The organism is Mycobacterium sp. NPDC049093, assembly GCF_040704635.1.
Classification (GTDB): Bacteria; Actinomycetota; Actinomycetes; order Mycobacteriales; family Mycobacteriaceae; genus Mycobacterium.
The window spans coordinates 919,935-942,532 of sequence record NZ_JBEZJS010000003.1; the positions used below are offsets into that span (position 1 = coordinate 919,935).

19 protein-coding genes are annotated in these 22,598 nt (G+C 66.7%); 4 read left to right on the plus strand and 15 right to left on the minus strand.

Annotated elements, in window-relative coordinates:
- Positions 1 to 44 precede the first annotated feature (44 nt).
- The gene (locus AB0876_RS14955) at positions 45 to 1,607 is read left to right on the plus strand and encodes a diflavin oxidoreductase (RefSeq protein ID WP_491838636.1); all 1,563 of its coding nucleotides are present in this window, start codon (positions 45 to 47) and stop codon (positions 1,605 to 1,607) included.
- Positions 1,608 to 1,623: 16 nt separating this feature from the next.
- On the opposite strand, the gene AB0876_RS14960 is transcribed toward AB0876_RS14955, so the two are convergent.
- The 7 genes from AB0876_RS14960 to ftsY form a co-directional block, all read right to left on the minus strand.
- A complete protein-coding gene (locus AB0876_RS14960; RefSeq protein WP_491838635.1) occupies positions 1,624 to 2,685 on the minus strand; it encodes a metal-dependent hydrolase family protein in 1,062 nt (353 codons plus the stop codon).
- Positions 2,686 to 2,688: 3 nt separating this feature from the next.
- Complete coding sequence (gene ffh / locus AB0876_RS14965) at positions 2,689 to 4,242, minus strand: signal recognition particle protein (protein WP_491838634.1); 1,554 nt, start codon at positions 4,240 to 4,242, stop codon at positions 2,689 to 2,691.
- Positions 4,243 to 4,251: 9 nt separating this feature from the next.
- Positions 4,252 to 4,668, minus strand: a complete 417-nt coding sequence (locus tag AB0876_RS14970) for a hypothetical protein (protein WP_526042291.1) — start codon at positions 4,666 to 4,668, stop codon at positions 4,252 to 4,254.
- Between the two features lie 350 nt (positions 4,669 to 5,018).
- Positions 5,019 to 7,526 carry a [protein-PII] uridylyltransferase gene (locus tag AB0876_RS14975; RefSeq protein ID WP_526042292.1) on the minus strand — a complete coding sequence of 836 codons (2,508 nt, stop codon included), beginning with the start codon at positions 7,524 to 7,526 and terminating at the stop codon, positions 5,019 to 5,021.
- 82 nt (positions 7,527 to 7,608) lie between these two features.
- Entirely contained in the window at positions 7,609 to 7,947 is a 339-nt protein-coding gene (locus tag AB0876_RS14980; protein WP_003881099.1) for a P-II family nitrogen regulator, read from the minus strand.
- A 6-nt stretch (positions 7,948 to 7,953) separates the two neighbouring features.
- Entirely contained in the window at positions 7,954 to 9,309 is a 1,356-nt protein-coding gene (locus AB0876_RS14985) for an ammonium transporter (RefSeq protein ID WP_526042293.1), read from the minus strand.
- Positions 9,310 to 9,486: 177 nt separating this feature from the next.
- Positions 9,487 to 10,842, minus strand: a complete 1,356-nt coding sequence (ftsY, locus tag AB0876_RS14990) for a signal recognition particle-docking protein FtsY (protein WP_526042353.1) — start codon at positions 10,840 to 10,842, stop codon at positions 9,487 to 9,489.
- A 414-nt stretch (positions 10,843 to 11,256) separates the two neighbouring features.
- Between ftsY and AB0876_RS14995 the strand changes: the two genes are divergently transcribed.
- Together AB0876_RS14995 and AB0876_RS15000 are read left to right on the plus strand one after the other, a co-directional pair.
- A complete protein-coding gene (locus AB0876_RS14995; RefSeq protein ID WP_526042294.1) occupies positions 11,257 to 12,825 on the plus strand; it encodes a PE-PPE domain-containing protein in 1,569 nt (522 codons plus the stop codon).
- Positions 12,826 to 13,045: 220 nt separating this feature from the next.
- Positions 13,046 to 13,669, plus strand: coding sequence for a hypothetical protein (locus tag AB0876_RS15000; RefSeq protein WP_491838629.1), 624 nt, complete (start codon positions 13,046 to 13,048; stop codon positions 13,667 to 13,669).
- A gap of 7 nt (positions 13,670 to 13,676) precedes the next feature.
- Here the strand turns inward: AB0876_RS15000 and smc are convergent, their stop codons facing one another.
- Genes smc through AB0876_RS15015 form a run of 3 tightly spaced genes read right to left on the minus strand, consistent with a single transcriptional unit; the run spans position 13,677 to position 18,000 of the window.
- A complete protein-coding gene (smc, locus tag AB0876_RS15005; protein WP_491838628.1) occupies positions 13,677 to 17,264 on the minus strand; it encodes a chromosome segregation protein SMC in 3,588 nt (1,195 codons plus the stop codon).
- Positions 17,265 to 17,290: 26 nt separating this feature from the next.
- Positions 17,291 to 17,596, minus strand: coding sequence for an acylphosphatase (locus AB0876_RS15010; protein ID WP_491838627.1), 306 nt, complete (start codon positions 17,594 to 17,596; stop codon positions 17,291 to 17,293).
- The gene (locus tag AB0876_RS15015; protein WP_135359906.1) at positions 17,593 to 18,000 is read right to left on the minus strand and encodes an OsmC family protein; all 408 of its coding nucleotides are present in this window, start codon (positions 17,998 to 18,000) and stop codon (positions 17,593 to 17,595) included. Before AB0876_RS15015 ends, AB0876_RS15010 begins: the two co-directional genes overlap by 4 nt.
- Before the next feature lie 137 nt (positions 18,001 to 18,137).
- On the opposite strand from AB0876_RS15015, the gene AB0876_RS15020 reads away from it, so the two are divergent.
- On the plus strand, positions 18,138 to 18,926 hold the full coding sequence (locus AB0876_RS15020) for an Rv0361 family membrane protein (protein WP_491838626.1): 789 nt from the start codon (positions 18,138 to 18,140) through the stop codon (positions 18,924 to 18,926).
- A 22-nt stretch (positions 18,927 to 18,948) separates the two neighbouring features.
- Here AB0876_RS15020 and mutM read toward each other — a convergent pair whose 3' ends face one another.
- From mutM to coaD, 5 genes are all read right to left on the minus strand, one after another.
- Positions 18,949 to 19,815, minus strand: coding sequence for a bifunctional DNA-formamidopyrimidine glycosylase/DNA-(apurinic or apyrimidinic site) lyase (mutM, locus tag AB0876_RS15025; RefSeq protein ID WP_491838625.1), 867 nt, complete (start codon positions 19,813 to 19,815; stop codon positions 18,949 to 18,951).
- 6 nt (positions 19,816 to 19,821) lie between these two features.
- Positions 19,822 to 20,514 (minus strand): ribonuclease III, encoded by a 693-nt coding sequence (rnc, locus tag AB0876_RS15030; protein ID WP_055112814.1) that lies wholly within the window; start codon positions 20,512 to 20,514, stop codon positions 19,822 to 19,824.
- Complete coding sequence (locus AB0876_RS15035; protein ID WP_491838624.1) at positions 20,511 to 21,128, minus strand: YceD family protein; 618 nt, start codon at positions 21,126 to 21,128, stop codon at positions 20,511 to 20,513. Before AB0876_RS15035 ends, rnc begins: the two co-directional genes overlap by 4 nt.
- Before the next feature lie 65 nt (positions 21,129 to 21,193).
- Positions 21,194 to 21,931, minus strand: a complete 738-nt coding sequence (sepIVA, locus tag AB0876_RS15040; RefSeq protein ID WP_491838623.1) for a cell division protein SepIVA — start codon at positions 21,929 to 21,931, stop codon at positions 21,194 to 21,196.
- Between the two features lie 162 nt (positions 21,932 to 22,093).
- Positions 22,094 to 22,570: a pantetheine-phosphate adenylyltransferase gene (gene coaD / locus AB0876_RS15045; RefSeq protein ID WP_491838622.1), complete on the minus strand. Its 477-nt coding sequence runs from the start codon at positions 22,568 to 22,570 to the stop codon at positions 22,094 to 22,096.
- Positions 22,571 to 22,598: the final 28 nt, after the last annotated feature.

Genomic DNA, 22,598 nt, shown 5'->3' on the forward strand with positions numbered 1-22,598 from the left:
TCTAACTAAGGTGACCCTAAATTCGTGTGGAGTGCCCGCGCGCGATGAGGGGAGCCGATGTGTCCGACCGTGAATTCTCGTTGGTGGTCGCCTATGGCACCGACATGGGCAACGCCGAAGACGCTGCCATGTCGTTCGCCGAGGCCGCCACCGCCGCCGGAATTCCTGCCGAGGCTGTCGAGCTCAACCAGGTCGAACTCGGCCAGCTCAGCACCGCAACGCATTTCATCGTGGTGACATCGACGTTCGGCGACGGCGAGTTCCCCGACACCGCCACGCTGTTCTGGGAGGCGATCAGTGCCTCGACCGAGCGCCTGGAGCACATGAGCTTCGCAATCCTGGCCCTCGGCGACACTTCGTATGAATTGTTTTGCAACGCAGGAAAACTCCTCGATGCCCGGCTGGAAGAGTTGGGCGCCACCCGGCTCGCCGACCGCGTGGACGTCGACGGGTACTACGAAGAGCCTGCCGCGGCCTGGACCACCGACCTGGTCAAACAACTCATCGCCGCCCAGTCCGGCCCCGTGGCTGCCGTCTCTGTCGTCGAAGCCGTCGCGGCCGATCCCCCGCTTCGCAGCCAGGAGCGCAACCACCCCTTCGCGGCTGCTCTGAGCGTCAATCGACTGCTCACCGCGGCAGAATCCGACAAGGAGGTCCGCCACTACGAGCTGGACCTCACCGGTTCCGGGATCGCCTATCAGGCCGGCGATTCGCTGGCTGTGCACCCGGTCAACGATCCCGATCTGGTGGCTATGATCCTGGCCGAACTGCAGGTCGGCCCCGAGCATCGCGTCGGCGACACGGAGGAGACTCTGGGCGTCCTGCTGACCGAACACCTGGAGATCCGGACCCCCTCGCGAGCGCTGCAGGAGCTGGCGGGTCCCGCCGCCTACGGTGAGGATGTCCTCGATCTGATCAGACGCGCCGACCTCACCGTCGACGAGGTGGTAGATACGTTGCGTCCGCTACAGTTCCGCGACTACTCGATCGCCTCGAGTCCGCTGACGCACCCCGATCACGTGCACCTGACCGTGGCCACCGTGCGCTACCCCGGCGCCGACCGCCACCACGGCGGCGTCGCCTCGACCTACCTGGCCGAGCGCACCGGGACGGTGCGGGTTCACCTGCGCCCCAACCATCATTTCCGGCTACCTGCAGCCGATGTGCCGATCATCATGATCGGGCCGGGCACCGGCATCGCCCCGTTCCGGGCGTTCCTGCAGGAGCGGCAGGCCGCCGCCGCGCCCGGTCGGTCCTGGCTGTTCTTCGGAGACCGTCGCCGGTCCACCGACTTCCTCTACGGCGAGGAGTTGACCGGATTCGTCGAGTCCGGCACGCTGACCCGGCTCGATCTGGCCTTCTCCCGCGACCAGGACACGAAAGTGTATGTGCAGCACCATATGCGGGAGCACTCAGCCGAGTTGTTCGCGTGGCTGCAGGACGGTGCGCACCTCTACGTGTGCGGTGACGCCGACCAGATGGCCAAGGATGTCGATGCCGCCCTGCACGAGATCGTCGCCGAGAACGGCTCGATGGATGCCGCAGCCGCGCACGCCTACGTCAACGACCTGATCAAGACCCACCGCTACCTGCGCGACGTGTACTGATATCACCCGCGAGGGGTCAGAACACGCGCCCGCGCAGGATCACCAGATCCGGGTGGCTGACCCCGCCGTGACGCGGGTCCTCGGCGTAACAGACCAAATCAGCGGATGCGCCGTGCTCCAACGCCGGCCGACCCAGCCAGGCCCGGGCATCCCAACTGGCCGCCCCCAGTGCGGCGGTGGGGCTCATCCCGATGCCCTTGAGCGCCTCGATCTCGTCGGCAATGCGGCCGTGCGCGATCATGCCGCCGGCGTCGGTGCCCGCGAAGATCGGCACCCCGGCCTCGTAGGCCGCACCGACCCGGGAGCGACAGGACCCGTACAGGTCACGCATGTGCTTGGCATACTGCGGATACTTGCCCGCCGCGTCGGCGATGCCGGGGAAATTGTCGATGTTGATCAGTGTCGGCACCAGCGCCGTGCCGTGTTGGAGCATCAATTCGATTGTGTCATCGGTAATCCCGGTGCCGTGCTCGATGCAGTCGATTCCGGCCTTGATGAGTCCGGGCAGCGCATCCTCACCGAAGACGTGCGCGGTGACCCGCGCCCCCTCGGCGTGGGCGGCGTCGATCGCGGCTTTGAGGATGTCGTCGGACCACAGCGGAGCCAGGTCCCCGACCCCGCGGTCGATCCAGTCGCCGACCAGCTTCACCCAGCCGTCACCCCACCGGGCCTGCTCGGCCACGGCGGCGGGTAGTTGCGACTCGTCCTCGATGTCGATCGGCAACCCGGGTGAATAACGCTTGGGTCGGGCCAGATGGCGGCCGGCTCGGATGATGCGCGGCAGGTCGTCACGGTCGTCGAAGCTTCGGGTGTCCACCGGGGAACCGGCGTCCCGCAACAACAGTGCGCCCGCGTCCCGTTCGGTTTCGGCCTGGGTGACCGCCTCGTCCAGCTCGACGGCGCCATGAGGGCCGAGGCCGACGTGGCAGTGCGCGTCGACCAGGCCCGGAATGATCCAGCCACCGTCAAAGACAGTGTCGGCGTTCGCGATCGGCTCGGCCGACAGCACGCCCTGGTGGATCCACCACTGCACTTCTTCGCCGCCGGGAAGCCCGCGACCACGAATGTGCAGGGCCATCGGTTACTTCTGGCCCGGGAACTTCAGCTTCGACAGGTCGAAATCGGCCAGGCCGGGCGGCAATTCGTCCAGGCCCTTGGGCATGTTGGACAGGTCCGGGAAGCCCGCGGGCATCGCGGCACCGAACGGGTTCTTCGGCGGGGTCGGACCCCGACCCTTCTTCTTACCGGCCTGCTTGTTCTTGCCCTTGGCGGCCTTGCGCGGGGAGTTCTTGCGCCCGAACGGCATTCCCATCTGGCCGGCCATCGACGACATCATCTTGCGGGCGTCGAAGAACCGGTCCACGAGCGAGTTGACCTCGGACACCTCGACCCCGGAGCCTTTGGCGATACGCAACCGGCGCGAGGCGTTGATGATCTTCGGATCGGCCCGCTCGGCCGGTGTCATGCCACGGATGATGGCCTGCACCCGGTCCAGCTGCTTGTCATCGACCGCGGCAAGCGCGTCCTTCATCTGGCCGGCCCCGGGCAGCATGCCCAGCAGGTTGCCGATCGGGCCCATCTTGCGGATCGCCAGCATCTGCTCGAGGAAGTCCTCCAGCGTCAGCTCGCCGGAGCCGATCTTGGCGGCGGCCTCCTCGGCCTTCTGCTGGTCGAAGACCTGCTCGGCCTGCTCGATGAGGGTGAGCACGTCGCCCATGCCCAGGATGCGGCTGGCCATCCGGTCGGGGTGGAAGACGTCGAAGTCTTCGAGCTTCTCCCCCGCGGAGGCGAACAGGATCGGCACGCCGGTGATCTCGCGCACCGACAGCGCGGCACCACCGCGGGCGTCGCCGTCGAGCTTGGTCAGCACGACACCGGTGAAGCCGACGCCCTCGCGGAAGGCCTCCGCGGTGGCGACGGCATCCTGACCGATCATCGCGTCGAGCACGAACAGCGTCTCGTCGGGCTTGACGGCGTCGCGGATGGCCGCAGCCTGACCCATCAGCTCGTCGTCGATGCCCAGGCGGCCGGCGGTGTCGACGATGACGACGTCGTAGTGCTTGGCCCGCGCCTCGGCCATACCGGCAGAGGCGACCGCGACCGGGTCGCCGTGGCCACCGATCTCCAGGCCATCGGGCGAGGTGCCCGGGTGCGGGGCGAAGGACGCCACACCGGCGCGCTCGGCCACGATTTGAAGCTGGTTGACCGCGCCGGGCCGCTGCAGGTCACACGCCACGAGCAGCGGGGTGTGGCCCAGACCCTTGAGCCATTTCGCCAGCTTGCCGGCCAGCGTGGTCTTACCGGCACCTTGCAGACCGGCGAGCATGATCACCGTCGGCGGGTTCTTCGCGAACGCCAGCTGACGGGTCTCGCCGCCGAGGATGCCGATCAGCTCCTCGTTGACGATCTTGACCACCTGCTGCGCGGGATTCAGCGCGGCGGAGACCTCGGCGCCCTTGGCGCGATCCTTGATGCGCGCCACGAACGCACGCACCACAGGCAGCGAGACGTCGGCCTCCAGAAGGGCCAACCGGATCTCGCGCGCCGTGGCGTCGATATCGGCGTCGGTCAACCGCCCCTTGCCGCGTAGGCCCTGCAGGGCTCCGGTCAACCGGTCAGACAGGCTCTCAAACACGTGGTAAGCCTAGCGGCCCGGGATTTGTGCTGTGGTTGGCCGCCGCGAGGCGGAAGCTGTCGCGTCCAGCGCCCAGCAGATCAGGCAGGACAGCACGAAGGCACCCACCTCAACAGCCCAGGCGTTGATCCAACTGGAAGAAGCCTTGAAGACGTCGACGGCCTCTGTCTCGTGAATCCATCGCACGACCATTGCGGCCACCACTGCCCCCACCAGCCCGACCGACCAGATCTTGTTCCGCCGGCGCGCGACGCCCCAGGCGGCGACGTAACCCACAAGGATCAACACATGGGCTGCCTGATAGAACCAGCCCGGCAGGACAAACGAAGGTCGTGCCGACAGGTCCAACTCACCGCCACGGAGAAGTTGGTGGGCTATGCCGGACTGCACCGTGTCGAACAGAGCGACGACGCCGGCGATCGCCACTGCGGGGAGCCGGCGACCCGGCCGAGCCCAACACGCGACGACGACCACGAAATACACCGCGAGCAAGACGCCCGGTAGCCACATATGGCCACTCGTGCATCCACGCTCTCCGGAATGGCCGCGAACCCACGTAGAAGAACGCGATCGTCGGCAGTATCAGCAGGGCGCTGATGAGGACCTGCCCGAACGGAAGGATTCGCTCGGTCGCCGGTGGCGGAGTCGGGATCTGCGCGGGCGCGCCGTACCCGTACTGAGGCGGCGCACCGAACCCGTATTGAGGTGGCGCACCGAACCCGTTCTGATATCCCCCGAAATTCGTCACGCCGGCAATCATCACCTATCGGCGGGGATCAGCTCGCATGCTCGGCCGGTTTCGGTTTGGCCGGTGGCGGCGCGGGCAGGATCGCGAGCAAGTCGCGCTCCAGCTCGGCGCGTACCGTGGCCCGTTGCGTTTCGTCGCCGGCCAGTGCCGGTGCGGTGATGCAGAAGACGTCGACGACGGATGAGCCCAGTGTGGTTACCTTGGCCCACGCAACGTCCAAGCCGTCGCGCTCGAACACCGCCGTCAGCCGAGCCAACAGGCCGGCCCGGTCGATCGTGCGGATCTGGACGATCAGGTCTTCGGCGGCCGTGCCGGGCGACCACAGGATGCGCGGCGGGGCGGGCACGTGGTTGGCCGGCACCGACGCCAGGATCTCGCCGGCGCGGGTGGTCGGATGCTGGGCCGCCTCCTGGTCGCGGCGTTCCAGTGCGCCCATCACATCCAGCTCGCCGTCGAGCGCCAGAATGAACTGCTGGCGCAGCAGTTGAGCAGGTGGTGGCGAACCGAAGTGCGGAGACACCGCGAAGGTGTTGATCGCCGAACCCTCATGGCTGTTGACCGACGCCGAGTGCACCCGCAGGGAGTTCAGCGCCAGCACGGCGGCCGCCTTGGACAGCAGGCCACGCCGGTCCGCGCCGATCATCGTCACGTTGTAGATGTGTGGGCTGTCGCCCGGGGTGAGCTCGACGTGGACGCCGGCGTCAGCGGCCAACGCCACGAACCGCGAGTCGATCGGATCGGGTTCGGGCAACGGTTCACCCGCCATCACCAGCCGGCACCGTCGCACCAGGTCGCCGATCAGCGATGCCTTCCAGTCGCCCCATACCCCGGGACCGGTGGCCAGTGAGTCGGCTTCGGCCAGGACATGGAGCAGCTCCAGCAGCACCATGTCCCCACCGAGCGCCTCGGCCACCGCGTCAATGGTCTTGGGGTCCTGAAGGTCTCGCCGCGTCGCAGTCTCCGGCAACAGCAGGTGGTACCGGACGATCTTCGACAGCACATCGATGTCAGACGGCCACAGACCCAGCCGAGTTCCGATCTGGGTGGCCAACTCGGCACCGATCACGCTGTGGTCGCCGCCACGCCCCTTGCCGATGTCGTGGCACAGTGCCCCCAGCAGCAGTAGATCGGGACGGGACACCCGGGTGGTGAAAGCACTTGCCCGCGAGACAGTCTCGACCAGATGACGGTCAACTGTCCAGGTGTGCACGACATCCCGCGGGGGCAGATCCCGCACTGCGCCCCACTCCGGGAACAACCGGCCCCACAGGCCGGTGCGGTCCAGGGCCTCGATGGTGGCGACCGCCGCGGGGCCCGACGCGAGCAACACCAGGAGGTCCTTGAGCGCCTGACGCGGCCACGGCGTACGCAGTTCGGGCGCCGTCTCAGCCAGCCTGCTCAGTGTGGACACCGCCATCGGCAGCCCAGTGGCGGCCGACGCCGCGGCGACCCGCAGGATCAGACCCGGATCGCGTTCCGGCCGGGCGTCGCGGGCCAGGATCACCTCACCGGCGAACTCGATCACGCCCTCGTCGAGCGGGCGACGCACCGGGCGGCGAAGCGCGGCGAAACCGCGCCGGGGTAAGGCGTTGGCGGCGGTCCGGATACCCGAGTCGACGTAGTAGCTCACGGTCCGGGCCGCATCCGACAGGGTGCGGGCGAGGTCGAACCGATCTCCGATCCGCAGCGCTGCGCCGATCTCATCGGCATGCTGGGCCAACAGCAGTTCCCGGCCACGGCCCGAGGCGCGGTGCAGTTCGGTGCGCACATTCAGCAACGACAGGTGGGCACCGCCGAGTGTTCCGGTCGGTGACGCCAGCGCCTGGCTCGGATAGACATCGGCCAGTTGCGCTATGGCCAGCGCGTTGAGCAATTGTACGTCCCGCAGACCGCCGCGACCCGATTTCAGGTCAGGTTCGGCGCGGTGCGCGATCTGGCCGCTGCGCTGCCAGCGCGCCTGCGCGTGCTCGACGAGTTCGTCGAACCGCGAGCCGATTCCGATCCGCCACTGCCGGCGCGCCCCGCCGACCAGTAGCGCCGACAGATCGGCGTCGCCGGCCATGTGACGGGCGTCCAGCATCGCCAGACCTACCGCGATGTCCTCACCCGCGACCTTGAGAGCCTCGGGGACCGTGCGCACACTGTGATCGATCCGGATGTTGGCGTCCCACAGCGGATACCAGAGTTTCTCGGCCACTTCAGAGACGAGCTCGACAGGCATGTTGTCATGCAGCAGCATGAGATCGAGATCGGAGTACGGCAACATCTCGCCGCGGCCCAGACCACCGGTGGCCACGATGGCGAATCCACTGGTGGCCGTGATCCCGATCTCGGCAGCCTTTGTGGTGAGCCAGAATTCGTGCAGATCGAGTAACGCATCCCGCAGGGCGGCCGCATCCAGTTGACGGGATCCCCCGGTCAGCAGCTGCTGGCTGGCCGCCGCCAGATCGGTTGCCGGCCGCGGCGAGCCGGCCGGACCCTCCTGTCCGGAGGTTCCGGCCGGCCCGTGGATGGAATCTGGCTGCTGCTCTGTCATTTGGACTCCTCCCCCGGTCGACTACCTGCCACCGCACTTCCTGACCGGGAGATCGGTCGTCTACCTCTACGACCGGCCGCGGTTACAGGGCGTCGGCGCCCCGCTCCCCGGTACGGACGCGGACAACGGTGTCGACCGGGCTGACCCAGACCTTCCCATCGCCGATCTTGCCGGTACGGGCGGCCTGCACGATGACATCCACGACCTTGTCGACCGCGGAATCGTCGACGACAACCTCCACCCGGACCTTCGGTACGAAGTCGACCGAGTACTCGGCACCGCGGTAAACCTCGGTGTGGCCCTTCTGCCGGCCGTAGCCCTGTACCTCGCTGACCGTCATCCCCAGGATGCCCGTCTGCTCCAGGCCGGTCTTGACATCCTCCAGCGTGAACGGCTTGACGATCGCAGTGATCAGCTTCATATTCCCTTATTCCTCCCCGCCGTGACGACCAAGAACAGAACCGGTTCCGACAGCGACGAAGTCGTAAGCGCTCTCAGCGTGCTCGGACTCGTCGATACCGGAAGCCTCCTCTTCTTTGTCCAGGCGCAGGCCCACGGTGTATTTGACAATCAACGCCAAGATAGCGGTACCCACCGCCGAATAGAGCAGAACAGCACCGGCCCCGACCGCCTGTCGCCACAGTTGATCGAACCCGCCACCGTAGAACAGACCGGCCACACCGGCAGGTGCTTCCTTGGTGGCCACCAGGCCGACCAGCAACGTACCGACGATACCGCCGACCAGGTGGACACCCACGACGTCGAGAGAATCGTCGAAACCGAACCTGAACTTCAAGCCCACCGCCAAGGCACACAGTGCGCCTGCGGCAACACCGATCACGAGCGCGCCCACGACGTTCACCGACGAGCACGACGGGGTGATGGCGACCAGCCCGGCGACGATGCCCGATGCGGCGCCCAGCGAGGTCGCGTGCCCGTCACGGATCCGCTCGGTGAGCAGCCAGGCCAGCATGGCCGCGGCAGTCGCCACCGTGGTGGTGACGAAGGTCGAACCGGCAACTCCGTTGGCCGACACCGCAGAACCGGCGTTGAAGCCGTACCAGCCGAACCACAGCAAGCCGGCGCCGAGCATCACGAAAGGAAGGTTGTGCGGGCGCATCGGCGTACCCGGCCAACCGAGCCGCTTGCCGAGAATGATGGCCAGGACCAGGCCCGCAGTACCGGCGTTGATGTGCACCGCGGTGCCACCGGCGAAGTCAATTGCCTTGAGCTGGTTGGCGATCCATCCCCCATGGTGGATCACGGTCTCACCGTCGGAGCCCTTGACGTCGAAGTCGAAGACCCAGTGCGCCACCGGGAAGTAGACGACGGTCGCCCACAGCGCGGCGAACAGCAGCCAGCCGCCGAACTTGATGCGGTCGGCGACGGCACCGGAGATCAGGGCGACGGTGATGATCGCGAACATCAGCTGGAAACCCACGAACACGGTGGCCGGGATCGTGCCGACCAGCGCGATGGGCGCATCGGCCGAACCGTTCGTTCCGATCAGACCCTTGAGTCCGAAGAATTGCCCGGGGTCGCCGATGACGCCTGCGGTGTTGTCACCGAACGCGACCGAGTAGCCGTACAGCGCCCACAGCACTGTCACGACACCCATCGCGCTGACGCTCATCATGATCATGTTGAGCACGCCCTTGGCCCGCACCATGCCGCCATAGAAGAAGGCCAGCCCCGGCGTCATCAACAGCACAAGCGCAGCGGCGGCCAGCATCCATGCTGTGTCACCGGTGTCCGGCGCACCCAGTATCGGGAATTGCTCCACTCGCAGTTTCCTCCTTCACCACGCCACGGCCGCAAGGATTTACGGGCCGTTGACCTGGTCAAGACAATGCTGAGTGGATGTTTCGGCTACGACGCCACTGCGTTTCGCTCGTGTGAACGGATAGCCGGGCTGCGTTTCGCCGGTGTTACACCGTGGGTTTTCCTGGGTTTTCGGGGGTCAGCCCAGCAGCGCGTCGACGAACGCCGCGGGCTCGAACGGCGCGAGGTCGTCTGGCCCCTCGCCGAGTCCGACGAGTTTGACCGGGACGCCGAGTTCCTGCTGGACACGGAAGACGATGCCACCCTTGGCGGTGCCGTCGAGCTTGGTCAGCACCACGCCGGTGATGTCGACGACCTCGGCGAACACCTTGGCCTGCGGCAGGCTGTTCTGTCCGATGGTCGCGTCGAGCACCAACAGCACCTCGTCCACAGCGGCACGCTTCTCCACCACCCGCTTGACCTTGCCGAGCTCGTCCATCAGGCCGGTCTTGGTGTGCAGGCGGCCTGCGGTGTCGACAACGACGACGTCGGCGCCGGCCTTCACACCCTCGTCGACGGCGTCGAACGCCACCGATGCCGGATCGGCGCCTTCGGGCCCGCGCACCACCTCCGCGCCGACGCGGGCGGCCCAGGTCTGCAGCTGATCGGCGGCCGCAGCGCGGAACGTGTCGGCCGCGCCCAGCACGACACGACGGCCGTCGGCGACCAGAACCCGCGCCAGTTTGCCCACGGTGGTGGTCTTGCCGGTGCCGTTCACACCGACCACCAACAGCACCGACGGCTTGTCGGCATGCGGCAGAGCCTTGATCGACCGGTCCAGCTCGGGCCGCAGCTCCGACATCAGCACCTCACGCAGCACCGCGCGGGCGTCGGCTTCGCTGCGCACGTTCTTACTTGCCATCCGCTCGCGCAATGCCGCGACCACGGATTCGGTCACCACCGGGCCGAGGTCGGCGATCAGCAGGGTGTCCTCGACTGCCTCCCACGAGTCCTCGTCGAGATCGCCGCCGCCGAGCAACCCGAGCATGCTGCGGCCCAGCGCGTTCTGGGACTTGGCGAGGCGGCCGCGCAGCCGATCCATGCGCCCTTCGGCCGGGGCGATGTCCTCCACGGCGGCGGCGACGGCGTCGTCGGGAGCCGTTTCCGGAGCGGCCGGCTCAGCGGGGATGACCGGGGCGCCGACAGAGTCGGCCGGCTCAGCGGGCGCAGGCGGCACTTCAGGCGCTGCCGTCTCGACCGGCGGCTCCGGCAGCTGCACATCGGAGATGGTGCGTTTGGGTGCATCCCGCGGGATGGTGGCGTCATCGCCGACGGCCGGGAGTCCGCTGGTGTCGATGCGGTCAAGCGTCGGCGTACCCGACTTGCTGAACGTGATACCGGAGGACGCCGTATAGCCGCCGGAGCGGTCGATCGGTTTCGAGGCGTCTCGTTCGGACAGGCTGATCCGCCGCCGTCGGTACCGCACCAACCCCACGGTGACGGCAACGACGACCAGAACAGCGACGACCGCAATGGCGATCCACAGACCCAACAACGCACCTTCTGTCACGCCGCCATTGTCTCAGGGCGGCCGCGCGCGAAGGATCGGCCCCGTTCCGCCGCCCCGCACCGGCGCATGCCGCACCTGAGAACCCGCCAGAACATCGAAGTGCGGGATTGCCGAAAATGGTGGTACACGCACGTACCGAGGCGGTATATTCCGTTCACCCACACGAGCGGAAGAACATGGTCGAGCGAGCCGCAGAATTCATCTGCGGCTTAGCTGTCGTGATGGATGAGATCACCACGATAATGCGCTTAACTGTTGTTTTTCATTAATCATTCCAGTTATTTGAATTCGCTGACAGCCGGGCTCGATGTGGTTCACGATCCACGTGGGTCGGGAATGGCTTCGGCGTCGGTGAGCATGTGGTCCTTCCCTTGGAATTTGTCGAGAGGGAGGACGGGAATGCACATTCGTGTGCTTCGGGGGGTAGCACTGACGCTGGTCGCTCTGATCGGCACCGTCGGGCTGGTCGTGACAGCGACCATGTCCACGCTGGTTCAGCTGGCTGCCACAGCGCTCATCATGGGCGGAACCGGGATGAAGGCGCTGGGCGATCCGCATCAATGGGGTACCGGCACGTACGTGGACCAGGTCAACAGCACGTACCTGTCCGGCTACCACCTCGATGAGGACGACTTGAAATGGGTGTCGACACCGGAGCAGTTCTGGCCCGCGACCAGCCTGACCGACGTCAGCTTCGACACCTCGGTGGCCCGCGGCGTCCTGAGCCTCAACAACGCTGTGCAATCCACACCGGGCGAGAAAATTATTGTCGGTTACTCGCAGAGCGCCAACATCGCCACCCGGGAGAAGCGCAATCTGGCCGAGCTCCGGGCGCAGGGCGCGGCGGTGCCCACGCCTGACGAGTTGTCTTTCGTATTCGTGGCCAATCCCAACCGGCCCAACGGCGGAATCCTCGCCAGGTTCGACGGCCTCTACATACCGATCCTCGGCGTCAGCTTCGACGGCGCCACCCCGGACGACGAATACCGGACGATCGACGTGGCCCGCCAGTACGACCTGATCGCCGACTTCCCCAAGTATCCACTCAATCTGCTGGCCGATCTCAATGCCCTGATGGGCTACGTCTACCTACATCCGAACTACGGGTCATCGGTGGTCAACCTGAACGACCCGAGTACATATCAGTCCTACACCTCCGGCAACACCACCTACTACCTGGTGCATACCGAGCACCTTCCGCTGCTGCAACCGTTGCGCGGCATAGGAATTCTGACGCCGGTGCTCGACCTGGTCGAGCCGACCCTGCGTGTGCTGATCGAACTCGGCTATGACCGCACGCCGGAGAACATGGGGGTGCCGACCCGGGCCGGGCTGATCCCCCACATCGACCTCGGCAAGCTGGCTTCGGATCTAAGGGCAGCAGCCAGGGAGGGCGTGCGCAATGCGCTCGCCGACCTGGGCATCGACACCGGCGACGCCGTTGACAGCAACACAGAAAGCGTTGGCGCACTGTCCAAGTCGGACACCGCAAGAGCAGGGATCAAACTGCCCGCGACCATCGGTGCACCGGACCGCACGCGGGTGCGCCCGATCGGCACCGACTCCGCGGGTAGTGCCGGAACCCTCCCCCGCGATCCCGACGCCGCGCCGACCGAGCCCAAGGCGCAGAAGACCGATGAGGAGGCCGGCACCGAAACCGGAACTGACACCGAGACTCGTTCCGACACAGCACTTCAGCAGAAACAGCAACAGAGGCAGGCGAATCCGGGAGCTGAACGCATCCGGCAGTCGCTACGACAGGCATTCTCACCCAAGAGGCCGTCCGACGATGCGACCGACACCGACGCTGCGCCACAAGACAACCCACGCCCACAGCGCTCGCCGCAACGTCACGTCGGCCAAACCAAGTCAGCCCAGTCGAAATCCGGCTCCACAGACACGAAAACCAGCGACACCAAACAGAAGCCGCGCGGCAACCACCGTTCCGGACACTCCGACGCAGCGTAGGTGCGCACCGTTCGAGCGTGCGGGTCAGGCCCGGATCCACGGGGGAACCCGAGCCTGAGCCGCACGCTCGGCACAGTTTCTTCGGCAGTGCCCCGACATTCGAGTAGTCCACTACGCATGCGTTGCCCGTGATCATGGCGTGATCATTTCCGTACGTCAGCCGACAAGCCCTCGGCAGGCGTCATCTCGAAAGGATGAAGTCCAAGCACGGAGCACTGCCATGACCACACATTCACAATCCGTCGGCCGGCTGTTCAAACTGCGCCATTCAGCCGACGCCACCGATGGGCCGGCAAAAGGGAGCGACGTGTCGGTGGCCAAGATCACCGTCATCGGCGCCATCGCAACGGCGCTCATCGGAGCCGTTCCCGCCGTGTACAACATGATGAAGGACGAGCCCGGTACTGTGGCCATCCCGACGACCCAGACCCAGAGCAATGACCGCGTTTTCGTTGACGATCCGATGGTTCTCAGCGATTCCGGCAAGACGCTGACCATCTCCGGTACGGCGGACCCCTTCGTGGAGACCGTGGGCCTGACGGTCCGTCAGCGCGACACCAAGGCGCCGGTCTTCACGGGCACGACGAATGTCACCGACGGAACGTGGAACCTGGTGGCCACCAGCGACCAGGCGATCGCGCAGCCGCTGGAGGTGAAGGCCTACTACAAGGAGAGGCCCGTCACCATTGCGGGAATCACGAAGGCGTCCTACATCTTCCGGCTGGACCCGCCGACACCGCCGTCGCCTCGACCCGGACAGCAGAATGGCTGTCCGACACCGTCAGCCAATGGCTGCTTCAGCGGCCCCGGCTGGTCGGCGCCGTCGATCTACGAGTCGGAATAGCCCCGGATCAGCCTGAGCTGGCGGCCAGTTCCTGTCCCCGCATGCGCTGCGAGATCACTGTGGTGATCCCGTCACCGCGCATGGTCACACCGTAGAGGGCGTCAGCCACTTCCATGGTCGGCTTCTGGTGAGTGATCACGATCAGCTGGGACTTCTCCCTCAACTGCTCGAACAGGCTGATCAGCCGGCGCAGGTTCACGTCGTCGAGCGCGGCCTCGACCTCGTCCATCACGTAGAACGGGGACGGACGGGCCCGGAAGATCGCCACCAGCATGGCCACCGCGGTCAACGACTTCTCACCGCCGGACAGCAGCGAGAGTCGCTTGATCTTCTTGCCCGGCGGCCTGGCCTCGACTTCGATTCCCGTGGTGAGCATGTCGGCGGGATTGGTGAGCAGAAGCCGTCCCTCACCACCGGGGAACAGGGTGGAGAACACCTGCTCGAACTCGCGCTCCACATCGACATAGGCCTCGGTGAACACCTGCAGAATCCGGGTGTCGACATCGGCGATCACATCGAGCAGATCACTGCGCGCGGCCTTGACGTCCTCAAGCTGCGTCGAGAGAAAGTTGTAGCGTTCTTCCAGCGCGGCAAACTCTTCCAGGGCAAGCGGATTCACGCGGCCCAGCTCCGAGAGCTCACGTTCGGCCTTCTTGGCCCGCCGCTCCTGGGTGGGCCGGTCGAATGGCATCGGCGCGGGCGCCATGACCTGCTCGCCCCGCTCACGGGCCTGCTCGTACTCTGCCATCTCCAAGTCGCTGGGCGGCAACGCGATCTGTGGGCCGTATTCGGCGATCAGATCCGCCGCGGGCATCCCGAACTGCTCGAGCACCTGTGCCTCAAGCTGCTCGATACGAAGTGACGCTTGCGCTTTGGCCATCTCGTCGCGGTGCAGGGCATCGGTGAGTCGGGTGATCTTCGCGTTGAGTTCGGTGACCGTCTCGCGCACCTGGGACAGCGATGTGGCACGCAGTTGACGCTCGGTGGCCAGCTCGTCACGCATCCGCGACGCCACCGCCACCACCGCACTCAACCGTTGGGCCACAACACGTCCCGCCTCGGACACCGCGGCGGCGACCCGCGCCGCATGTTCACGGGCCTCACGGGCACGCTGCGCCCGCACCCGGGCCTCGCGCTCGGCAGCGGCGGCCCGGCGCAGTGAATCAGCGCGTCCGCGAACCGCATTCGCGCGTTCCTCGGCGGTACGGACCGACAGCCGGGCCTCCACCTCGACCGAACGAGCCGCCTCGGCAGCGGCCATCGAGGCCTGCCGGTCAACAGGCTCGGCCTCGAACATCGGAAGCTGTTCGGCATTGTGCAGCCGCGACTCAAGTTCGGTGAGTTCCTCGACCGTCTTGGTGCGTCCGGCCTCAAGCTCGTCGCGTTGGCGGATCAACCGCTGCCACTCGTCACCGGCGCCGCGGGCCTCCTGCCCCAAGCGGCCCAGTTGCTCGTAGATGGCCGAGATCGCGGAGTCGGATTCGTTGAGCGCGGCCATCGCCTCTTCGGCCGCCTCCTGTCGGGCGGCCTGCTCGGTCAACGCACCCGACAATGCGGCCGCCAGCTCACCGGTCTGCCGCTCGACGATCTCCAGTTCGCGTCGGGCCTTGTCGATCTCGGAACTGATCTCAAGTGTGGAGGGCTTGCGGTCGGACCCGCCGCTGATCCAGCCGGCACCGACCAGATCACCGTCGGCGGTCACCGCACGCAGGTCCGGGCGCGCCGAAACCAGTTGCACGCCGGCGGGCAGATCGCTGACCACGGCCACCCCGGCCAGCATCGCGGTGATCGCCCCACGCAGCCGGTCCGGGACGCTGACCACGTCGTTGGCCCAGATCGCGCCGTCGGGAAGCGTGCCCGACGGGGCTGAGCCGTTGACCTTCCAGTCCCCCAGCAACAGAGCGGCCCGCCCGCCGTCGGACTCCTTGAGCGCGGCGACGGCGGCGGCGGCCACACCGAAATCTTCGGCGGCCAGCGCGTCGGCGGCCGCCCCGAGAACCGTGGCCACTGCTACCTCATGACCCGGCTGGACTTTCAGGTATTCCCCGATGGAGCCGAAAAGCCCTGAGCCACTGTGGTTCTTCTGCAACCAGGCGGCACCGTCACGCCGGTCGAGGCTGACGGAGAGCGCCTCGATGCGGGCCCGTAGCGAGGCGACCTGCCGTTCGGCGGCACGCTCGGCCGACTGCAGTTCGGCCACCCGTTCGTCGGCGATCCGCAGAGCCGCCACCGAGCGGTCGTGCTGCTCGTCCAGACCCACTTCTCCGGCATCGAGTTCGCTGACCCGGCTCTGCACGGTCTCGAACTCGGCCTGTGTCAGTTGGGCTTTGGTGGCTGCTTCCTCGATGTTGACCGACATCCGCATGACCCCGTCGTCGATCGACTCGACGCGGGTGCGCATGGTGTCGACCTGCCCGGACAACCGGGCCAGCCCTTCACGGCGGTCGGCTTCGGCCCGCGCCGCGGCCAGATGCGCCCGTTCGGCCTCGGCGGCGAGTTGCTCACGCTCGGCGAGCTCGACCCGGGCGCTCTCCAAGACGATGCGCGACTCCTCGAGCTCACCGAGCAGCTCCATCTCGAGCTCGGCAACCTCGTTCGCCTCGGCCTCCAGGGCCTCGGGGTCCTGCCCCGTGGAAACCTCCGTCTCGGCTTCGAACAGCTGCGCCCGGTCGGTCGCGATCCGCACAGTGGCGCTCACCCGTTCGGCCAGTGCCGAGGCCCGGAACCAGGTCTGCTGGGCAGCCTCGGCGCGGCGGGTCAGTTCGGCCACCGCGGCCTCGTGTGCCTGCAGTTCGACGGTCGAGGTTTCCAGCTGAACGGTCGCCTCGTCATGCTCGCGACGCAGTGTGGTCTCGGCCTGGTTCGTGTTGTGGAATTCGACCTGCCTTCTGACCAGGTCGTCGGCGGCCAGGCGCAGCCGGGCGTCGCGCAGATCGGCCTGGATCGTCGCCGCCCGGCGCGCCATCTCGGCCTGGCGGCCCAACGGCTTGAGCTGACGGCGCAACTCTGTGGTCAGGTCGGTCAGCCGGGCCAGGTTCGCGGCCATCGAGTCGAGCTTGCGGACCGCTTTTTCCTTGCGCTTACGGTGCTTGAGAACCCCGGCAGCCTCCTCGATGAAGGCGCGGCGGTCCTCGGGACGCGATTCCAGGATCTCGGCGAGCTTGCCCTGGCCGACGATGACGTGCATCTCGCGGCCGATGCCGGAGTCGCTCAGCAGCTCCTGCACGTCCATCAATCGGCAACTGCTGCCGTTGATCTCGTATTCGCCTGCGCCGTCACGGAACACCCGGCGGGTGATCGACACCTCCGAGTATTCGATCGGCAGCGCGTTGTCGGAGTTGTCGATGGTCAGCGTCACCTCGGCGCGGCCCAGCGGTGCCCGTGAGGACGTGCCGGCGAAGATGACGTCCTCCATCTTGCCGCCGCGCAGCGTCTTGGCGCCCTGCTCTCCCATCACCCAGGTCAGGGCGTCGACGACGTTCGACTTGCCCGATCCATTGGGGCCGACGACGCAGGTGATCCCGGGTTCGAAGCGCAGAGTCGTCGGCGAGGCGAAAGACTTGAAGCCTTTCAGCGTCAGACTCTTGAGGTGCACGGAGTCAAACCCTACCGCCGACCCGGCTACCGTTCGATGAACCCCGCCATCGGGGCGTCGGCATCCGCCCAATCTGCGACGACGTGATCCACCGACCCCGGGGTTTCCCCGCTCTGTAGCAGCTCGAGCAATCGCTGGCATTTCCCGCGTGGCCCTTGCGCCACCACATGCACCCGGCCGTCGGGCCGATTCGAAGCAAACCCGGTCAGGCCGAGTTCCAGCGCGCGCGACCGGGTCCACCACCGAAACCCCACGCCTTGCACATGGCCATGCACCCAGGCGCTCAGACGCACCTCGGTGTCGGGCCCGGCGGGGAGTTCCGGTCCATTCATCGCGTGGCGACCTCGAATTTCACCTCGGTGCCGGATTTGAGGGTGCGGCCCACCGTGCAGACCTGGTCGATGGCGCGCTCGACGACGGTCAACACGCGGGCCACCTCGGCCTCCGAAAGGCCCGATACGTCGATTTCGAGTTTCTCCTCCAGCAGCGGGTAGCGCTCCTGCTCCCGGTCGGGCGGTCCCGACACCCGGATCGTCGCCGGGTAGTCGTCACCCAGGCGCCGGCGCAGGGGCTGGTCACTGGACATTCCGCTGCACGCCGCCAGGGCGATCTTCATCAGCTCCCCCGGGGTGAACACGCCCTCGACGTCCTCACTGCCCACGAGTACCTCTGCACCGCGCGAACTGCGTCCGACATACCTGCGCACACCGGTGCGGTCAACCCAAAGTTCGGTCATGCGGTATTTCTACACGCCGCGATACGCAGTTATTCCAGGGGTAATCGCCGTCGGATCGGTCAACTGCCCCCGTTGGACACGGCGGCGACACAGGCAGCGACGATAGACTCGGCACACCGACATCGCTGAGGAGCACTGTGACCTATCCGCCGAGCAATCCGCCCACCCCGCCGTCGGGAGCGCCCGGGCCGTGGCAGCAGCCGTACCAGCAGCCGGGCGGGCCAGAGGGATATCCGAACACTGCCGGAAACCCCGAGCAGCAGCCGTACGGCTCCCCTTACGGGGCACCTCAGCAGCCACAACAGCCGTACGGCTCACCGTATGGAGCGCCGCAACAGCCTCAGCCTCCATATGGAGCGCCTTACGGTGCACCCCAGCCGTACGGGGCGCCCTACGGAGCCCAGCAGCCCTACGGGGCGCCGCAGTCGCCGTACGGATACCCCACCCCGCAGCCGCCCGGCGGCGGCAACCGCATGTGGTTGGCGATCGGCGCCGCCGTACTGGCCGTGGTGGTCATTGTCGGCGGCGTCCTGATCTTCGCGTTGAACGGCGATTCGGGTTCGAGCGGGGGCCGCAACAGCGCAGGCTCGTCGCAGTCCTCCGGTTCCAGCGATGCCGAGAAAGAGGTGCGGGCTTTCCTCGACGAGGTGATGTCGAGTTCCGGTGACCTCAAAGAGGCCCTGCCTTACTTCTGCCAGGCGGATCAGGACCTGTTCAAGAAGATCGGCGGCCTGGACGCGATCGACATTCCGAAGACAACCGACAGCAGCGGGTCGGCGGAGATCACCAAGATCACGGTGAACGGCAGCAAGGCCACCGTCGACATCTCGAGCAGCGCGGGCCCCGGCAAGTTGTACCTGCGCAAGGAAAGCGGATCGTGGAAGATCTGCATGTCCGACATGCCGGGCATGCCCAGCATGCCCTGATCTGCTTCCGATGAGGCTCGGGTCAGCCCCGCGGACGGGGCTGACACTTCGGGCAGTAGAACGATGACCGGTTCATGAATTTGTCGCGGCGCATGACCGCGCCGCACCGTCGGCACGGCTCCCCTTCGCGGCCGTAGGCATCCAATGACCGCTCGAAATAACCGGATTCGCCGTTGACATTCACGTACAGCGAATCGAACGAGGTGCCGCCCTGACCCAACGCATCGGTCATAACGTCCGCGGCTGCATCGAGTAGCTCCCCCAGCCGACGCCGGGTCAGCAGCGCAGCGGTCCTGGCGCCGTTGACCTTGGTCCGCCACAGTGCCTCGTCGGCGTAGATGTTGCCGATACCGGACACCACAGTCTGGTCGAGCAGCTGCCTCTTGATCTCAGAATGCTTGTGCCGCAACACGGTAACCACCTTGTCGCGGTCAAAGCGCGGGTCGAGCGGATCGCGTGCCACGTGCGCGACCGGTTGCGGCACGGCGGTGCCGTCGACCGTCACCAATTCGGCCAGCTGCCAGCCGCCGAACGTACGCTGGTCGACGAAACTCAGCGCCGTGCCGTCGTCGAGCAGCGCGGCGATCCGCAGATGCCGGTCATCACGGATCGGCCCCAGCAGCATCTGGCCGCTCATCCCCAGATGCACCACCAACGCTTCGGTCTCGTCCTGATCGTCGTCGTCGGCCAGCGTCAACCAGAGATACTTACCGCGACGTCCCGTTCCGGTGATACGGGCCCCGAGGAGTCGGGCGGTCAGGTCGGCGGGACCGGCCTCGTGCCGACGGACGGCACGCGGATGATGCACGCGTACCGCCGAAATTGTTTTGCCCGCAACATGTTCCTGCAGCCCGCGGCGGACGACCTCTACCTCTGGCAGCTCGGGCATCGGTGCTCACGCATTGTCGAGTGCGGTCCACGCCGCGGCCGCGGCCTTGAGCTCGGCCTCTTTCTTGTTGCGCCCGACGCCCCTGCCGTATTCGACATCGGCCACCACCACGGCAGCCGAGAATTCCTTGTCGTGATCGGGCCCGGTGGAGGTCACCACATAGGTGGGCGCACCGAGCCCGCGCGAGGCGGTCAACTCCTGCAGGCTGCTCTTCCAGTCCAACCCGGCTCCGAGCGTCGGCGCGGTATCGAGCAGCTCACCGAACAACCGCAGGATGACCTCACGGGCAGTAGTCAGGCCGTGCTCCAGATAGATTGCGCCGAGCAGGGATTCGACGCCATCGGCAAGAATGCTGGACTTGTCGGCCCCGCCGGAGTTCTCTTCGCCCTTGCCCAGGAACAGGTGGCTGCCCAGCCCGCCTTCGGTGAGCCCACGGCCGACATCGGCCAGTGCCTGGGTGTTGACGATGCTGGCGCGAAGCTTGGCCAGATCACCTTCGGAGCGTTCGGGGTGGCGGTGGTAGAGCTCCTCGGTGATCGTCAACCCCAGTACGGCATCTCCGAGGAACTCCAACCGCTCGTTGGTGGGAAGGCCGCCGTTCTCGTACGAGTAACTGCGATGCGTCAATGCGATGGTGAGCAGTTCGGCGGGGATATCGACGCCCAGCGCGGCCAGCAGCGCCGCGTGTGAATCGGTCACTTCTTGCCCCCGGGCTGCTCGTCGTCGGGCAGCATGGCGGCCAGCTTGGCCCAGCGGGGATCGATCTTGTCGTGGTGATGGCCCGGCTCTGCGGTGGCCAGCGCGACCCCGCAGTCGGGGCACAGCCCGGGGCAGTCCGGACGGCACAACGGGGAGAACGGCAACGCCATTCCGACGGCATCGATGATCGGCTGTTCCAGGTCGACGGTGTCGGCCTGACCCGAGGCGCCCACCCGGCCCATCTCGTCGGCCTCGGTGGTCTCGTCGGTGGCGCTGTCCGGGTACGCATACAACTCGGTGAGGTCGATCTCGACGTCGCCGGTGAGCTTGGTCAGGCAGCGCGCGCACTCACCGACCGTGGGCGCCGATACGGTCCCACTGACCAGCACGCCCTCGGATACCGACTGCAGTTGCAGGTCGAGTTCGAGCGGTGCGCCTTTCTCGATGGCGACCAGCTCGGCCCCGATCCGCACGGGACTCGGCACCGTCTCCTGGTGTGCCAGGAACGAACCCGGCCGCCGGCCGAGTCGCGAGACGTCGATCACCAGCGGCGATCGGGCACCTCCGCGCCGTTCAGGCCCTCCCCGCCCAGCCGATTTCGCATGCGTCGCCATGCATCGATCCTACGGCGGGGTCTGACCACACCACGACGCAGTGCGCCGACCGCCACCCACGGTCGTCAGCGGGTGGCGTAGTCGTGCGTTCCCGCAGTCGTGCGTAGCTGGTGACGTCCGCGGCCGACGGAGCGCAGCGTGCCGTTGAGGAAGTCCTCGAACTCGGCCAGTTTGCTGTCGACGTAGATGTCGCACTCGCCGCGCAGCCGATCGGCTTCGGCATGTGCCGCGTCGATGAGCCGGGTGGCCTCGGCGGTGGCGGTCGAGACGATCTCGGTCTGCGACACCAGACGCTGCTGCTCCTTGATGCCCTCTTGCACGGCCTTCTCGTAGGAGATGTTGCCGTTCTCGGTCAGCCGATCGGCCTCGGCCTTGGCCCGGCCGGTGCTCGCGTCGTACTCCCGCTTCGCCGCGGCCGCGAGCCGCGCTGCCTCTTCGCGCGCCTCCCCGACCATGCGCTCGCTGTGCTGACGGGCCTCGGCGACCATCCGATCGGCCTGTGCCTTCGCGTCGGACAGCAACCGGTCGGCCTCGCCCCTGGCGTGATTGAGCATGCCGTCGGCGTCGGCGTTCGACTTGCCCATCACCGACTCGCAGTGTTCCTTGGCCTCGCGCAGCAGCGAATCACGCGCATCCAGCACGTCCTGTGCGTCGTCGAGCTCACCGGGGATCGCGTCCTTGATGTCGTCGATCAGCTCGAGGACATCACCGCGGGGCACCACGCAGCCGGCCGTCATCGGCACACCGCGCGCTTCTTCGACGATCGCGCCGAGCTCGTCGAGCGCTTCAAAAACTCGGTACACGGCAAAACCCTCCAGGTCGTCGTTGTCAGTGACCAGTGTGCCTGGTGTTACGCCTGTGACTTGGGAGCACAATCGGTGTGTCGCCGACGGGCTTGCTCACCTGGGTTTGCCGCTTTTGCTGCCCAACGTGGGCTGATGTGCGAATTGCCGACCTCGACGGGGCTAGCGGTTGAGCTTCTCCTGCAGCCTGCGATTGACCGGTTCGGGCAGCAACGCCGAGACGTCACCACCGAGGGTGGCCACTTCCTTGGCCAGTGACGACGAGACGAACGAGTACTGCGGGGTGGTGGCCACGAAGAAGGTATCGACGCCGGCGACGTGCTTGTTCATCTGCGCCATCTGGAGCTCGTACTCGAAGTCGGTGCCGGTGCGCAGACCCTTGACGATCGCGGTCAGGCCGCGGTCCTTGACGAAGTCGACCACCAGACCCTGACCCGACTCGACCCGAAGGTTGGGCAGATGCGTGGTCGATTCGGCGATCATCGCCATTCGCTCGTCGAGGTCGAACATTCCCTTTTTGTTGGGATTCACCAGAATCGCCACCACAACCTCGTCGAACTGCGCTGCCGCACGCTCGAAGATGTCGATATGGCCAAGGGTCACCGGGTCGAAGGAGCCGGGACATACCGCGCCACTCATGGGTGACGACGCTACAGGCCCCGTCGCC